General features: G+C 69.0%; 12 protein-coding genes. All 12 read left to right on the forward strand.

Translation table 11 applies throughout. The annotated features are described in order from the left end of the window. The first annotated feature begins 53 nt into the window (after positions 1 to 53). Positions 54 to 947 (forward strand): nucleoside hydrolase, encoded by an 894-nt coding sequence (locus tag ACIBQ1_RS04695; protein WP_397274620.1) that lies wholly within the window; start codon positions 54 to 56, stop codon positions 945 to 947. 153 nt (positions 948 to 1100) lie between these two features. After that, complete coding sequence (locus ACIBQ1_RS04700; RefSeq protein ID WP_397274621.1) at positions 1101 to 2123, forward strand: sugar-binding transcriptional regulator; 1023 nt, start codon at positions 1101 to 1103, stop codon at positions 2121 to 2123. Positions 2124 to 2569: 446 nt separating this feature from the next. Beyond that, positions 2570 to 4741, forward strand: a complete 2172-nt coding sequence (locus tag ACIBQ1_RS04705; protein ID WP_397274622.1) for an Ig-like domain-containing protein — start codon at positions 2570 to 2572, stop codon at positions 4739 to 4741. Between the two features lie 15 nt (positions 4742 to 4756). Then, positions 4757 to 6739 (forward strand): ABC transporter substrate-binding protein, encoded by a 1983-nt coding sequence (locus tag ACIBQ1_RS04710; protein ID WP_397274623.1) that lies wholly within the window; start codon positions 4757 to 4759, stop codon positions 6737 to 6739. Positions 6740 to 6748: 9 nt separating this feature from the next. Beyond that, positions 6749 to 7747 (forward strand): ABC transporter permease, encoded by a 999-nt coding sequence (locus ACIBQ1_RS04715; RefSeq protein ID WP_397274624.1) that lies wholly within the window; start codon positions 6749 to 6751, stop codon positions 7745 to 7747. 20 nt (positions 7748 to 7767) lie between these two features. Beyond that, entirely contained in the window at positions 7768 to 8916 is a 1149-nt protein-coding gene (locus tag ACIBQ1_RS04720; protein WP_397274625.1) for an ABC transporter permease, read from the forward strand. Beyond that, complete coding sequence (locus ACIBQ1_RS04725) at positions 8913 to 9947, forward strand: ABC transporter ATP-binding protein (RefSeq protein WP_397274626.1); 1035 nt, start codon at positions 8913 to 8915, stop codon at positions 9945 to 9947. The genes ACIBQ1_RS04720 and ACIBQ1_RS04725 overlap by 4 nt, the downstream gene beginning before the upstream one ends. Beyond that, on the forward strand, positions 9944 to 10984 hold the full coding sequence (locus ACIBQ1_RS04730; protein WP_397274627.1) for an ABC transporter ATP-binding protein: 1041 nt from the start codon (positions 9944 to 9946) through the stop codon (positions 10982 to 10984). The genes ACIBQ1_RS04725 and ACIBQ1_RS04730 overlap by 4 nt, the downstream gene beginning before the upstream one ends. After that, the gene (locus ACIBQ1_RS04735) at positions 10981 to 12021 is read left to right on the forward strand and encodes an exo-alpha-sialidase (protein ID WP_397274628.1); all 1041 of its coding nucleotides are present in this window, start codon (positions 10981 to 10983) and stop codon (positions 12019 to 12021) included. The genes ACIBQ1_RS04730 and ACIBQ1_RS04735 overlap by 4 nt, the downstream gene beginning before the upstream one ends. After that, a complete protein-coding gene (locus ACIBQ1_RS04740) occupies positions 12018 to 13199 on the forward strand; it encodes an exo-alpha-sialidase (RefSeq protein WP_397274629.1) in 1182 nt (393 codons plus the stop codon). Before ACIBQ1_RS04735 ends, ACIBQ1_RS04740 begins: the two co-directional genes overlap by 4 nt. Then, a complete protein-coding gene (locus ACIBQ1_RS04745) occupies positions 13196 to 14626 on the forward strand; it encodes an ABC transporter substrate-binding protein (RefSeq protein WP_397274630.1) in 1431 nt (476 codons plus the stop codon). The genes ACIBQ1_RS04740 and ACIBQ1_RS04745 overlap by 4 nt, the downstream gene beginning before the upstream one ends. Next, positions 14623 to 16011, forward strand: a complete 1389-nt coding sequence (locus ACIBQ1_RS04750) for a DUF5060 domain-containing protein (protein WP_397274631.1) — start codon at positions 14623 to 14625, stop codon at positions 16009 to 16011. The genes ACIBQ1_RS04745 and ACIBQ1_RS04750 overlap by 4 nt, the downstream gene beginning before the upstream one ends.

The following is a 16011-nucleotide window of genomic DNA, read 5'->3' on the forward strand; positions in this document are numbered from 1 at the left end:
CAGAATATAGATACTTGCTTGAATGGATATTCAAGCTCGATGGAAGGGTGTGCATGGCGGGCCGTACCTTTTCCCACCGGCGCAGAGTGATCGTCAACACCGACGCCAAAAACGAGGCGGACGACCAATTCGCCATCGTGCACGCCCTGCTGTCCCCGAGCCTCGATATTCGCGGCCTGATCGCCGCGCATTTCGGAAACCGCCGCACCCGGTCGAGCCTGGAGGAAAGCCGCGCGGAAATCGACCTGTTGCTGCGGTTGATGAAGCTCGACGGCACGGTCAGGGTCGAGGACGGCGCCCCGTACGCGCTGCCCGACGTGGTCACCCCCGTCCCGTCGCCGGGCGCGGACCTGATCATCGAGGAGGCCATGCGGGACGCCCCCGAGCCGCTGTACGTGGCCTTCCTCGGCCCCCTGACCGACATGGCCTGCGCCCTGCTCCTCGAACCGCGCATCGCCGAACGCGACGTGACCGTGATCTGGATCGGCGGCAACGGGTACGACGGGCGCGGCGGCCAGGGCGGCCGGCCGGAGTTCAACCTGTCCAACGACATCGTGGCGGCGAACGTCGTGTTCTCCTCGGCGCTCAAGGTCTGGCAGGTCCCGGCGCCGACGTACCGGATGACGGCGGTCGGCTACGCCGAGCTCGACGCGAAGGTCGCACCGTACGGCGAGCTCGGCGACTACCTCGTGCGCCAGCTCGTCGAGTGGAACGAGCAGCACAGCGGGTCGATCGAGTTCCGCGCGCTCGGCGACTCCCCCGCGATCGGGCTGATGCTCCACCCCGACTGCGGCACGTGGGTGGAGCGCCCCGCCCCGAACTTCCGCCACGACGGATCGTACGACTTCTCCGCCGACAACCGGGCGATCCGTACGTACGACTCGATCGACGCGCGGTTCATCTTCGAGGACTTCTTCGCGAAGCTGCAGGCCTTCGCCCGGCGTTAGGCGGCGGGAGGGCTCGGTGGGCCGTGCGGCGGCCGGAGACGTCGGCGGGATGGTGCGAGCGTCGCCGCGGCCTAGCAGAATGGCACTCGGCAGTGGCCCGGGCTCGCCACCGGACCAGCATGAGCGGCGAAGCCGAAGCGGAGGCCAGCGATCGTGGGAGCTGACAGTCAGTTCGAGAAGGGCCGCTCCGGCGGCGAGCCCATGAGGTTCGGCGGTCGCAGGCTCGGCCAGGAGTCGGAGCGCATGCGGCTCCTGGTGCGGGTCGCCCGCCTCTACCACGAGCACGGGGTGCGCCAGCCGCAGATCGCCGCGCAGCTGCGCATCTCGCAGCCGCGGGTGTCGCGGCTGCTCAAGGAGGCCGCGGAGATCGGCATCGTACGCACGGTGGTCGTGGTGCCCAGCGGTGTGCACGCACTGCTGGAGGAGGACCTCGAGCGCAAGTACGGCGTGGAGCAGATCATCGTCGTGGACGCCACCGGCGACAACCACGACGTGGTGACCGCACTGGGCTCGGCCGGCGCCACGTACCTGGACGCCACCCTGATCGGCGGCGAGCACCTGGGCATCTCGTCCTGGAGCGAGAGCCTGCTGGCCACGGTGGAGGCCATGCAGCGCCGCCCGGTGCAGGTGGCGGAGGAGGTCGTCCAGCTCATCGGCGGGGTGGGCAAGGGCTCCGCCCAGGTCCAGGCCACCCGCCTGGCCGCCCACCTGGCCGACCTCACGGGCGCCGAGCCGGTCTTCCTGCCCGCGCCCGGCCTGGTCGGGTCCGCGGCGGCGCGGCAGGCGCTTTCCGACGATCACGTCGTACGGCAGGTGGTGGACGCCTGGTCGCGGCTGACCACGGTGCTGGTGGGGATCGGGAGTCTGGACCCGTCGCCGCTGCTGCGTGACAGCGGCAACGCCATCTCGGAGGAGGACTTCGAGACGCTGCGGGAGCTGGGGGCGGTGGGGGACGCCTGCCTGCGCTTCTTCGACGCCGAGGGGCGGCTGATCGCCTCGCCGCTGGAGGAGCGCATCCTCGGCATCTCGGCCGCCGACCTGCTCCGGGTGCCCCGGCGGATCGCCATCGCGGGGGGTCGCCGGAAGACGGCGGCCATCCGGGCGGCGCTGCGCGGGGGGTGGGTGAACACGCTCATCACGGATGTGGGCGTGGCCGAGCAACTTCTGAAGGACTGACCTCCGCCTCACCGGGACGGCCAGGGCGTACGGTGCGCCGTCGGGGGTGCTCTTGTGCGTGTTGCGCCGAGCCGCGCCGTCCCGCGTCGCGCCCGGGGCGCGAGGTTGACGCGGGAGCCTGCTGGGTTGGAAAGCGCTCTTGACAGTCACAACAGTGTCGTTCACGATGTGATGAATCCACTCTATTCATGGCTGAATAAAAATTCTCACCTAACGGCAGCGTGGTCCGGAGTCGTGCCAAAAGACGGCACAGCCCTGTCTATTCGGGCGGAAAGAGAGCGTTACGCATGACCGAGGCCCTTGGCTTCGATCGCCAGCAATCAGAATTCAGTCGCCGGGATTTCGTGCGGTCCGCGGCATTGGTCCCGCCCGCCGTGGCATGGGCGGACAACGTGGCGGCAACGCCCAGCCCGAGCCCGAGCCCCACGCCCACCATCGCGCCGAAGGTGAAGGCGAAGGGTGTGCCCGCCTTCCCCGGCGCCGAGGGGGCCGGGATGTACACCACCGGCGGCCGGGGCGGTGCCGTGTACGAGGTGACCACCCTCGACGACGACGGCCCGGGATCATTACGTGAGGCGGTGGCGAAGTCCGACGGGACGGTCGTCTTCCGGGTGTCCGGCAACATCAAGATCAAGGGCGGGCTGGACATCACCGGCTCCAACCTCACCATCGCCGGCCAGACCGCCCCCGGTCACGGCATCACCGTCATCGGCAACGAGACGCAGATCAAGGGCAGCAACATCATCCTGCGCCATCTGCGCTTCCGCGGCGGCGACGAACTCGGCACCGCCATCGACACCTTCGGCGCCCGTGGCGTGCGGGACATCATCATCGACCACTGCTCCTTCAGCTGGGGCGTGGACGAGTGCTTCTCCGTCTACGGCAACACCAACGTGACCGTCCAGTGGTGCATCATCTCCGAGGGCCTGGTGAACTCGGTGCACCCCAAGGGCCGGCACGGCATGGGCGGCCTGTGGGGCGGCGACACCATCACCTACCACCACAACCTGCTCATCCACGAGAACGGCCGCAACCCGCGCTTCAGTTTCACCGAGGGCATGAGCCTGATGGTGGACCACCGCAACAACGTGATCTACAACCCCGGGATCACGTCCTGCTACGGCGGCGAATGGGCCAACGGCATCAACATCATCGGCAACTACTACAAGCCCGGCCCCAACACGCTGCTCCCGATCGCCAGGACGATCGTGGCCCCCGGCCGGTTCGGCGAGTGGCACGTCAGCGGCAACACGGTCGAGGGCCACGCCGACCTCACGGCCGACAACACGCTCGGCATCACCTACCCGACCGGCGGCATCACGCTGCGGCCCAGACCGGTGGAGTTCGAGAACGGCATCACGGAGCAGCCCGCGCAGCAGGCGTTCGCGACGGTCCTGGAGCAGGCCGGAGCCATCCTGCCGCGGCGGGACGCCATCGACGCCCGGCTGGTCAACGAGGCGCGCACCGGCACGGGGCGCCACATCAACTCCCAGAAGGACGTGGGTGGCTGGCTGCCGTCGCCGCCCGAGGCGCCCGCTCCCGCCGACAGCGACCACGACGGCATGCCGGACGAGTGGGAGATCGCCCAGGGGCTGAACCCGGAGAGCGCCGACGACGCCAGGACGGTGGACGGCAGCGGGTACACGAACCTGGAGCGCTACCTGAACTCCATCCAGCGAGCCGGGGCCCGCAACCCCGAGGTGGCGATTCTCTCCCCCAAGATCGACCAGGTGTTCGCGGCGGCCACGGACCAGCAGTCCATCGTCGTCCAGGCCGACGCCAAGGCCCTCGACGGCGCGTCCATCGCCAAGGTCGAGTTCTTCCACGGCGACAAGAAGATCGGCGAGGCCACCGCGGCGCCGTACCAGGCGACCTGGGCGGACGCGACCGACGGCACCTACGCCCTGACGGCGCGCGCGACCGACAGCACCGGGTCGGCGACCACCTCGTCCCTGGTGCCGATCCACGTCACCCGCACCATGACCCACAAGCCATGGACGGCGAAGGACATCGGCGAGGTGGCCATCCCCGGGAGCACGGCGCTGAAGGACGGCGTGTTCACGCTGAAGGGATCCGGGAAGATCGCCGGCTGGAAGGACTCCTTCCACTTCGCCTATCAGGCCGTCGGGTTCAGCAGACGGGGCGAGGTCCTCGAGATCACCGCCCGGGTGGACAGCATCAGCATGGGGCACGTCGACGCCGTCGCGGGCATCATGGTGCGTCAGGACCTCGCGCCGAACTCACCGTTCATGCTGGCCGGCATCGGTTTGTCCGCGAGCGGTGACGACGGTGCCGGCATGCGCGCCAAGGCCGTCAGGGTCGCCTCGAACGGCAAGCAGCCCAGCGTCGGCATCTGGCCGGCCGCCGGCGAGGACCCGCTGAACCCGAAGAAGCCGTACTGGCTGCGCCTGGTCTGCCGGAGCCTGCTGACCGGGGACAACGAGTTCGAGGCCTTCCTGTCGTCCAACTCGCTGAACTGGGACCGCATCGGCTACGAGCGCATCGTGATGCGGACCGGCCGGTTCTACATCGGCCTCGCGGTCGACGGCAACCAGGAGGCTAACGCCGTCCACGCCTACACCACGGCCAGGTTCAGCCTGGTGCAGGTCAATCGTTAGAACTGGAGCACCCCCATGACCCACCAACCGTTCACGAGGAGGAACCTCCTCCGCGGCGGCGGCCTTCTCCTGCTGACCACCGCCACCGGCTGCAGCTTCCTCGACACCAGCCCCGACACGGGCGGGGCCGCCCAGGCCGCCGACATGTCCGCCAAGGAGTCCCCGGCGCTGGCGCAGCTGGTCAAGAGCGGCAAGCTGCCGCCGCTGGAGCAGCGCCTGCCGAAGAACCCCCTCGTCGTCACGCCGCTGAAGGAGCCGGGCACGTACGGCGGCACCTGGGCCTCGGCCATCGTCGGCGACGACGACATCGACTGGCTGATCAACACCCTCGGGTACGAGCCGCTGGTCAGGCTCAAGCCCGGCACGAACGGCCAGAAGGGGCTCGACGACATCGTGGCCAACGTGGCGGAGTTCGAGGTCAGGAACGACGGCCGGGAATACGTCTTCCGCCTCCGCGAGGGCCTCAAGTGGTCGGACGGCCAGCCGTGCACCGCCGACGACCTGATGTTCGCCTTCGAGGACGTGGCCACGTACCACGACCTGCACACCACCGGCATCTACGACCTCTTCCTGGAGAACGGCAGCACCACCGAGCGGGTGAAGGTCGAGAAGGTCGACGACCGGACCGTCCGCTACGTCTACAAGGAGCCGAAGGCGGGCCTCCTCTTCCAGATCGCGGTCGCGACGTTCGAGCGGCCCGGCCTGAGCGGATTCCTGCTGCCCAAGCACTACCTCAAGCAGTTCCACAAGAAGTACACCCCGAACGCCGACCAGCTGGCGAAGGACCAGCAGCTTGAGGACTGGACGCAGCTGTTCATGCTGAAGCAGGACCCGTGGCACAACCCCGACCAGCCCACGTTGCACGCCTGGAAGGTGAGCAACCCGATCGGCAAGGGCACGGCGCTGGTGGCCGAGCGCAACCCGTACTACTGGAAGGTCGACCAGCAGGGTCGCCAGCTCCCGTACATCGACCGGTACCGGGCGGAGGTGCTGGGAGACGTCCAGGTCGAGCTGCTGAAGATCATGAACGGCGAGATCGGCATGCAGCTGCGCAACTTCAACACGCCGGAGAACAAGCCGCTGGTCTCCCAGAACTCCGCCAAGGGCAAGTACCGGCTGTTCGACGTGCCGAGCCGGCTCAGCAACACGATGATCATCCAGTTCAACCAGACGATCGCGGACGACGAGCTGCGCAAGCTGTTCCAGAACAAGGACTTCCGGATCGGGCTGTCGTACGCGATCAACCGCAAGGAGATCATCGACGGCGTGTACGCGGGCCAGGGCGAGCCGTGGCAGGGCGCCCCGTCCAAGCGGAACGTGGTCTACGACGAGGCGTTCGCCAAGCAGTACACCGAGTTCGACGCGGCGAAGGCGAACGAGCACCTCGACAAGGCCGGGCTGACCAGGAAGGACGCCGACGGCAAGCGCCTGGGCCCCGACGGCAGGCCGCTGATCGTCACGGTCATGGCCAGCACCGAGTTCCCGCACCACACCGAGGCGCTGGAGTTCGTGAAGAAGGGCTGGGAGGCGGTCGGGGTCGGGCTGCGGGTGGACCCGGTCGCGGGCACGCTGTTCACCGAGCGCTCGATGGCGAACCAGCCGCAGGCCTCGACGTACACCTGCAGCGACTTCGACATCATCACGGGCACCGGCGGCGACCACTACTACGTGCCGAGCAACTCCGGCAGCGCCCGCTACGCCATCCGCTGGGCGCAGTGGTACGGCAGCAAGGGCAAGGCCGGCGACGAGCCGCCCAAGGAGGTGCGCGACCAGCTGGAGGCGTTCACCAAGATGCGCACCGAGTACGACACCACCAAGGCGATCGAGTCCGCCAAGAAGGTGATCGAGATCGCGGCGCAGCAGTTCTACGCGATCGGGATCAGCACGTACCCGGACGAGTACGGCATCGTGTCGAACAGCTTCAAGAACGTGCCCGACTCGATGGCCAACGCACTCACCAGCCCCGGGCCGACCCAGCCCGAGCAGTACTCGCTCTGAGGAGCCGACGTGCTGGGCTACTTCGGCCGCCGCCTGGTGTACGTGGTGGTGACGCTCTGGGCGATCTCGATCGTCACGTTCGTCATCATCAACCTGCCGCCGGGCGACTACGTCTCGACGCTCGTGGCCAACGCGCAGGCCGGCGGCGAGGGCCTCACCCCTGCGGAGATCGCCAACCTCAGGCACCGGTACGGCCTCGACGACCCGCTCCTGCTGCAGTACTGGCGCTGGATCACGGCGATCCTCCTGCACGGCGATTTTGGTCAATCGTTTGCCTGGAACCAGGCGGTCTCCACGCTCATCGGCGAACGGGTCGCGCTGTCGGCGGTGCTGTCGATCAGCTCGCTGCTCATGGTCTGGGCGATCGCGTTCCCGATCGGCATCTACAGCGCGGTCAAGCAGTACTCGTGGGGCGACTACGGCTTCTCGTTCCTGGGGTTCATCGGCATGGCGGTGCCGGAGTTCATGCTGGCGCTGATCCTCATGTACGTCGGCTTCCGCTTCTTCGGCCAGAGCGTCGGCGGCCTGTTCTCCCCCGAGTTCCAGGACGCCGCCTGGAACCTGGGCAAGGTCCTCGACCTGCTCGGCCACCTGTGGGTGCCGATCGTGGTGATCGGCGTGTCGGGCACCGCCGGCATGATCCGGGTCACCCGGGCGAACCTGCTGGACGAGCTCTACCGCCCGTACGTGCACACCGCCAGGGCCAAGGGCCTGCCGGAGTGGAAGCTGCTGCTGAAGTACCCGGTGCGGATGTCGCTCAGCCCGTTCTTCAGCACGGTCGGCTGGCTGCTGCCCGGCCTGATCGGCGGCGAGACGATCGTGTCGGTGGTCATGAGCCTGCCGACCGGCGGCCCGCTGCTGCTCAACGGCGTCATGAACCAGGACATGTACCTGGTCGGCAGCTTCATCATGATCCTCAGCACGCTGACCGTGATCGGAACCGTGGTGAGCGACCTGGCGCTGGCGTGGTGGGACCCGCGAATCCGTAAAAGGCTCAAGAGCGAGTAGCCAAGAGAGAGTAGCGCAGCATGTTCCTCAGGCAACCCACCAAGGAAGTGGGAACGCTGCCGCAGTGGCGGCTGATGTGGCGGCAGTTCCGCAGGCACCGGCTCGCGCTGGCCGGCATGGCCATCCTGGTCCCGGTGTATTTCGCGGCGATCTTCGCGGAGTTCTTCGCGCCGATGTCCAGCTCGACCGCGAACACCTCGATGACGTACGCGCCGCCGCAGGTGCTGCGCTTCTCGGGCGATCTCGGCCTGTACGTGCACGGCTACCGCACCGAGCGCGACCCCAAGACGTACGAGCAGCGCTACACCGAGGACCCCGGCCGGCGGATCGACGTCGGGCTGTTCGTGCACGGCGACGAGTACGAACTGCTGGGCCTGATCCCGTCGGACCTCCACCTGATCGGCCCGGTCACCAAGGGCGAGCCGGCCTTCCTGCTGGGCTCCGACCAGAACGGGCGCGACCTGCTGTCCAGGCTCATCCACGGGGCCCGGGTGTCGCTGTCGATCGGGCTGGTGGGGGTGGCGGCCAGCTTCTTACTCGGCATGCTCATAGGCGGCATATCCGGATATTTCGGGGGCGGCGTGGACAACGTCGTCCAGCGGGTCATCGAGTTCCTCATCGCGATCCCGACACTGCCGCTCTGGATGGCGCTCTCGGCCGCGCTCCCCACCGACTGGGGGCCGCTGACCAGGTATTTCGCCATCACGGTGATCCTGTCGCTGATCGGGTGGACCGGGCTGGCGCGGGACGTGCGCGGGCGCTTCCTGTCGCTGCGCGAGGAGGACTTCGTCATGGCCGCCCGGCTGGACGGCGTGGGGCGGCTGTCGATCATCTTCCGGCACATGATCCCGTCGTTCGCCAGCCACATCATCGCGTCGCTGTCGCTGGCCATCCCGAGCATGATCCTCGGCGAGACGAGCCTGAGCTTCCTCGGGCTCGGCCTGCAGGCGCCGGCGGTGAGCTGGGGCGTGCTGCTGGAGGGCGCCCAGAACGTCCGCGTGGTCGCGAACGCGCCCTGGCTGCTCGCGCCCGGCGTCGCGGTGGTGGTGGTCGTGGTGGCCATGAACTTCTTCGGTGACGGGCTAAGGGACGCCGCCGATCCGTACGGAGCGGCGAGCCGAGCCCGGAGAAGGAAGCCCTTCTGGCGTAACCGCGGAGGGCGACGGTGAGCGCGACCATCGGCACAGCAACAGGGGGGCTCGGCGTGGCGGTAGACGACGTGCTGCTTGAGATCGAGGACCTGCGTACCCACTTCCTGCTCGACGACGGCGTGGTGTGCGCGGTGGACGGCGTGGACCTGCGGGTGCGCAAGGGCGAGACGCTGGCCATCGTCGGCGAGTCCGGCTGCGGGAAGAGCGTCATGGCCCGCTCGATCCTGCGCCTGGTGGACCCACCGGGCCACATCGAGGGCGGGCGGATCACGCTGCACCGCGACGGCGGACCCGTCGAACTGGTCGGCGCCGACCTCAAGCTGCTGCGGCAGATCAGGTGGCGGGACATCGCGATGGTGTTCCAGGAGCCGATGGCCTCGCTGAGCCTGGTGCACACGATCGGCAGCCAGATCGTCGAGGCGGTCCGCCTGCACGAGAACGTCGGCAAGGCCGCCGCCCGGCAGCGCGCGATCGAGATGCTCGACCGGGTCGGCATCCCCATGCCGCAGCGGCGGGTGGACGCGTACCCGTTCGAGCTGAGCGGCGGGATGCGGCAGCGGGCGATGATCGCGATGGCGCTGTCGTGCCGGCCGGGCCTGCTCATCGCCGACGAGCCGACGACCGCGCTGGACGTCACCACCCAGGCGCAGATCCTGGAGCTGCTGCGGGACCTGCAGGCGGAGTTCGGCATGGCGATCATGCTGATCACGCACGACCTGGGGGTGGCCGCGCAGGTGGCCGACAGCATGGCGGTCATGTACCTGGGCCGGGTCGTGGAGTACGGGGCGGCCGAGCAGGTGCTGGCCGAGCCCCGGCATCCGTACACGCGGGCGCTGCTGCGCTCGATGCCCCGGCTCGGGCGGGCCTCGCGGGCCCGGCTGACGGCGATCAAGGGCATGGTGCCTCCGCCGTACGCGCGGCCGGACGGCTGCACGTTCCACCCGCGCTGCGACTCCGTCATGGCCGGGAAGTGCGACGCCGTGCCGCCGCGCCTGGTCCCCATGACCGGCCGCGAGGTCTCCTGCCTGCTCTACGAGGAGGAAGCGTGAGCACGGAACCCCTGCTCAGCATCGAGGGGCTGACCAAGCACTTCCCGATCCGCAGCGGGCTGCTGGGCCGCCAGGTGGGCGCGGTGAAGGCGGTGGACGGGGTAGACCTGGCCATCGAGCCGGGCAGCACGCTCGGCCTGGTCGGCGAGTCCGGCTGCGGCAAGACCACGCTCGGCCGGTGCATCGTGCGGGCCCACGACCCGACCGGCGGGCGCATGCTCTACCGGCGGCCGGACGGCTCGGTCATCGACGTGGCGGGGCTGAAGGAGAAGGAGCTCAAGCCGTACCGGGCGCAGGTACGGATGATCTTCCAGGACCCGCACTCCTCGCTGAACCCGCGCAAGACCCTGCGCGAGATCATCGGCGAGCCGATGCGGGCCCACAGGTACGGCGCGAAGGAGGAGATCGACGAGCGCGTCGGCGAGCTGCTCGACCGGGTGGGCCTGCGCCCCGAGTACGCCAACCGCTACCCGCACGCCTTCAGCGGCGGCGAGCGGCAGCGGGTCGGGATCGCGCGGGCGCTGGCCCTGTCGCCCCGGCTGGTGGTGGCCGACGAGGCCGTGAGCGCGCTGGACGTGTCGGTCCGCGCCCAGATCCTGAACCTGCTGATGGACCTGCAGGAGGACTCGGGCCTGGCCTACCTGTTCGTCAGCCACGACCTGGGCATCGTCGAGCACGTCTCGGACGTCGTCGCGGTCATGTATCTCGGCAAGGTCGTCGAGCAGGGCCCCACCGAGGAGCTGTACACGAGGCCGCTGCACCCCTACACCGAGGCACTGCTGTCGGCGGTGCCCGACCCGGACCCGGCGGCCAAGCGGCACCGGGAGCGGATCAAGCTGCTGGGCGACATCGCCGACCCGGCGCACGTGCCGCCGGGCTGCCCGTTCCATCCGCGCTGCGTGTACGCCAGGGACACCTGCCGCACGGAGCCGCCGCCGCTGCGCGAGGTCGGGGGCCGCCGGGTGGCCTGCCACCTGGCCGAGGAGCTGGAGCTGCGCGGCGTGCCGGACCCGGACGTACGGGAGGTAAAGGCATGAGTGATCCGCGTTTCGACGGCGTCGTCCGCCCGGCGGCGGGCCTTCCCGGCGTGCGCGAGGCACTGCTGCCCGCGCCGCACGGCCCGGACAACCACGCGGCCAACCTGCTGCGCACCCGGGGCGGCGACCTGCTGTGCGCCTGGTTCAGCGGCCCCGAGGAAGGCCACCCCGGCACGGACGTCGTGCTGTCGCGGCTGACCGGCGGCCGATGGGAACCTCCCCAGGTGGTCGCCGCCGACCCGGGGCGCAGCGAGCAGAACCCGGTGCTGTTCGAGGCGGACGGGCTGGTCTGGCTGCTGCACACCTCCAGCGAGCCGTACGACCAGAAGACCGCGCACGTCGTGGCCAGGACCTCGGCGGACGCCGGGCGCACGTGGAGCGAGCCCCGGCTGCTCCTCGCCGAGCCCGGGATCTTCGTGCGGCACCCGCCGCTGATCCTGGACGACGGCACCTGGCTGCTGCCCGCCTACCACTGCGGGGCCTCCGGCGACCGCAGCGTCGTCGAGGTCAGCGCGGACGGCGGGCGCACGTGGGCCGAGCACCAGGTCCCCGGCAGCCGCGACCTGGTGCAGATGACGATCGCGCGACGGCCGGACGGCCGGCTGCTCGCGCTGTTCAGGGACCGGAGGGCGGGGCGCATCCACGCCTCGGCCTCCGCCGACGGCCGCACGTGGTCGGCTCCCGAGCGGACCGACCTGCCGAACAACGACTCCTCCGTCCAGCTCACGAGGGTGGATGGCCGGTTCGCGCTCGTCTACAACGACGCGAGCCTGGAGCGCGACCAGTTCAGATGGGTGACCAAGAACGGGGAGCGGCGCAGGAAGGCACTGCGCACGCCGCTCGTCCTCGCGACGTCCGAGGACGGCGGCGCCCGCTGGCCGCACCGGCGGGTGCTGCAGGACGCCGACCCCGAGTACTGGCAGAACGAGCTCGGCTACTCCTACCCGAGCGTCATTGACGGCGGCGGCGGACGCCTCCACGTCGCCTTTTCCTACCTGCGGAAAACCATCAAATATCTGGAGATTGGCCAGCCATGAAGTTCAGGCAGAGCATTTTGTACGGCGCGCTGGCGGCGGCCGTGGCCGTCCCGTCGTACCTCACCGATGACGGCGGCGGAGTGGTACGCGTGGAGCCGACCGGCTCGTACGCCTGCCGCCAGGACGTGGCCGCCCCCGACCCGAACGTGCCCAAGGTGCACGCGGCGGCGATCGCGCAGGCCCCGACGGGCGACATCCTGACCGTCTACTACGGCGGCACCTCGGAGGGCGCTCCCAACCAGGCGCTCTACCTGTCGCGCCTGGCGGTGGGCAAGAAGACCTGGTCCAAGCCCGAGGTGGTGTTCGACGAGGCGGGCAAGGCCGACGGCAATCCCGTGCTGTGGTCGGACGGCAAGCGCCTCTACCTGTTCTTCGTGACGATCGAGGGGCACGGCTGGGAGCAGGCGCCGATCCGGCTGATCACCTCGGACGACGGCGGCCACACCTGGAGCGACCCGGCCTACATCCGCAGGGAGTGGGGCTGGATGGTCGGCACCAACCCGATCCGCATGTCGAACGGGGAGGTGCTGGTGCCGATCTACGACGAGGCGGAGTCCAGCTCCGGCTTCTACGTCTTCAGCCAGGACATGAGCTCGTGGAAGGCGTATCCGGAGGAGCACACGAGCTGGATCAAGACGGCGAAGAGCTCGATCCAGCCGACGGTCGTGGAGGTCGAGCCGGGCCGCCTGGTCGCCTACATGCGCACCGGTGACGGCGCGATCTACAAGAGCGAGTCCAGGGACTTCGCCCGCACGTGGAGCGCGCCCGTGGCCGAGCCCATCGGCAACCCGAACTCGCGCATCGCCGCGCTCAAGCTGGACAACGGCAAGCTGGTGCTGGCCTACAACCCCTGGGTCGAGCACCGCTCCCCCATGCGGGTGTCACTGTCTCCCGACAAGGGCCGGACCTGGGAGAACTCCGTCGACGTGGAGGCGCAGTCGGGGCCGCAGTTCACCTATCCGGTGATGACGCAGAGCAACGACGGCTTCATCCACATGGTCTATTCCTACAACCGCAACAACATCCGGCACGTCGTCTTCAACGAGTCCTACCTCCGCGACGCCGTGGGCCTGCTGTCGAACTGGCCCGAGCACACGATCACCGAATTCAGGAACGGCGTCCGGCGGAACGTCGTGCGCCAGTGCAGCTACACGCCTTCCAAGGGGGAGACCCGATGAACAACAAGGCCCGCGGGCTCGCGCTGCTCGCCCTCGCTCTGACCGTCGTCTCCGCTCCCGCCAACGCTTCGGCCGCAGTCTGCAAGGACGTGCCGAACAAGTACAACCAGCCGTTCAGCGTCTGCGACGACGAGCTGTTCATCTTCGCCGCCAACTACAAGCCGTTCGAGTCGAGCGTCGACGGGAACAGGCAGGGGACCAGGGTCTTCGACGAGATCATCGGGAACAGGCTGCGGGCGGCGTTCCCCGGCGTCAAGATCAAGTACGCGACGTGGGACCTTCCCGTGCGTTACGAGAACCTCAAGAGCGCCGGGGTCACCCCCGACATCATCATCGAGGACCCGAAGTCCCGCATCGACCGCGACCTGGAGCCGATGGGCTGGGTCGGCGACCTCACCGCCGACCTCCAGAAGGCCGGCATCGACCTGGGCAAGCTCAACAAGGCCAGCGTGGAGCTGGTCAGGTCGCGCTCCGACGGCGGGGTCTACGGCGTGCCGCTGTTCATCGACGAGCACGTGCTGCTCTACAACAAGAAGATCTTCGACAAGTTCGGGGTGCGGTACCCCAAGCCCGGCACGACGTACGACGAGGCGTACAAGCTGGCCAAGAAGCTGACCAGGGACGACGGCCTGGACCACTACAAGGGCTACATGCAGCACCCCGACCAGTACCTGGAGTTCAACCAGCTCGGCCTCTACCCGTTCCAGCCCACCACGAGCGAGGAGCCGAAGCCCGAAGAGGTCAAGGTCAGCATCACCGGTAACGGCTGGAAGCAGTACGTGGAGAACCTGTACCGATTCCTGGAGATCCCGCGCAACGACTTCACCACCGTCACCGACTTCCTCAAGGGCGACATGAGCCGGCCGGGGCACCTGGCCATGGCGGTCGAGACGCTCTCGCGGCTGAACATGTACGCCGGCAGCGAGCTGTTCATCGAGGACGGGGACGAGGAGTCGTTCAAGGAGCAGGCCAAGAACGTCGACATCGGGGTCACCTCGATCCCGGTGCTCAAGCAGGGCTCCAAGGCGATCTACCAGCCGAACACCCGGGCCGCGTTCATCCCGCCGTCCTCGGCCAAGAAGGAGCAGGCGCTGCAGATCGTCAAGTGGCTGGTCTCGGAGGAGGCCCAGACCGAGCTGTCCAGGCAGGGCATCAAGGCCGTCCTGCAGACCGACAACGTCGTGTCGAACTTCGGCAAGAGCGTCCCCGAACTGGCCGGCATCGACACTTCGGCCGTGTACTGGGGCGAGAACGCCACGGTGTCGAACTACCGGAACACCGAGTTCTGGGACCTGCCGCTGTACTCGGTCTTCCGCCAGCACGTGCTGCGCGACGGCATGACGCCCGACCAGTCGCTGACCGCCTCCGAGCAGCAGGACATCCCCGCCTACATCAAGGCGCAGGCCGCCGCTGGGAAGGACTGGTGACCTTTCCGGACACCGTGGAACGCTGGGGCGTCCACGAGATCGAGCTGGCCGGACCGGCAGGCGGCAACCCCTTCGCGGAGGTCCGCCTGTCGGCCCGGTACCGCTACCGCAACCGCGTCGTCGAGGCCGAGGGCTTCTACGACGGCGACGGTGTCTACCGCGTCCGGTTCATGCCGGACGCGGTGGGTCCGTGGCGGTTCGACACCGTCAGCAACGTGAGCGAGCTGGACGGGCACGCGGGCGGCTTCGAGGTGACGCCCGCTTCCGCCGGCAACCACGGCCCCGTGCGGGCCGCGGGGACGGGCTTCGCGTACGCCGACGGCACGCCGTACCTGCCGTTCGGGACGACCTGCTACCACTGGACGCACGACATGGACGAGGACCGCGAGCGCGAGACGCTGCGGACGCTGGCGGCCTCGCCGTTCAACAAGCTGCGCATGTGCGTGCTGCCGACCGGGCGGATGTCGCCGCCCGAGGTGCCCTTCGCCGGGGACGATCCCGGCGGGCTGGACAAGACGCGCTTCAACCCGGTGTTCTTCCGGCACCTGGAGGCCCGGATCCGGGACCTGCGGGACCTCGGGGTCGAGGCCGACGTGATCCTCTTCCACCCGTACGACGAGGGTCTGCGCGGGGTGGAGGACATGGGGCGCGAGGCCGATCACGCGTACGTGCGGTACGTCATCGCCCGCCTGGCGGCCTACCGGAACGTGTGGTGGTCGGCCGCCAACGAGTACGACTTCAACCACGCCAAGACCGTCGCCGACTGGGACGACGTGCTGCGGGCGATCGTGCGGCTGGACCCGTACGAGCATCTGCGGTCGATCCACAACGGGACGCGGATGTACGAGGTCGCGTCCATGTACGACTTCACCAAGCCGTGGGTGACGCACCAGAGCGTGCAGCACTGGGACGCCACGCTGACCGGCGAGTGGCTGCGTGCGTGCCCCAAGCCAGTGGTGATCGACGAGATCTCCTACGAGGGGGACGCCGGCAAACGCTGGGGCAACATCAGCGGGCCCGAGCTGGTGGACCGCTTCTGGGAGGGCATGGCGCGCGGCGGGTACGTCGGGCACGGCGAGGTCGTGACCGGCGGGCCCGGCCGCCCGTGGGTCGGCAACGGCGGCACGCTGCGCGGGGAGAGCCCGGCCAGGATCGGGTTCCTGCGCGAGGTCATGGAGACCCGCCGCGACGGTGTCCTGCTCCGCTACCTCGGCCGCCGCCGGCCCTCCTCCGTAACCGTCGAACTCCCGGAAGGGGACTACGAGGTGGAGCTGATCGACACCTGGAACATGACGATCACCCCGGTGGACGGGGTGCACCGGGACCGGGTGCGCGTCGGGCTGCCCCGCCGGCCGTACCTGGCGCTGCGAATGACGAGGGTGTGA

The sequence above is a fragment of the Nonomuraea sp. NPDC050153 genome (assembly GCF_044460125.1).
Classification (GTDB): Bacteria; Actinomycetota; Actinomycetes; order Streptosporangiales; family Streptosporangiaceae; genus Nonomuraea.

Coding starts and splice junctions, on each gene's coding strand:
- ACIBQ1_RS04735 (WP_397274628.1), top strand. CDS start 10,981: ATGAGTGATCCGCGTTTCGACGGCGTCGTCCGCCCGGCGGCGGGCCTT.
- ACIBQ1_RS04710 (WP_397274623.1), top strand. CDS start 4,757: ATGACCCACCAACCGTTCACGAGGAGGAACCTCCTCCGCGGCGGCGGC.
- ACIBQ1_RS04740 (WP_397274629.1), top strand. CDS start 12,018: ATGAAGTTCAGGCAGAGCATTTTGTACGGCGCGCTGGCGGCGGCCGTG.
- ACIBQ1_RS04695 (WP_397274620.1), top strand. CDS start 54: ATGGCGGGCCGTACCTTTTCCCACCGGCGCAGAGTGATCGTCAACACC.
- ACIBQ1_RS04745 (WP_397274630.1), top strand. CDS start 13,196: ATGAACAACAAGGCCCGCGGGCTCGCGCTGCTCGCCCTCGCTCTGACC.
- ACIBQ1_RS04720 (WP_397274625.1), top strand. CDS start 7,768: ATGTTCCTCAGGCAACCCACCAAGGAAGTGGGAACGCTGCCGCAGTGG.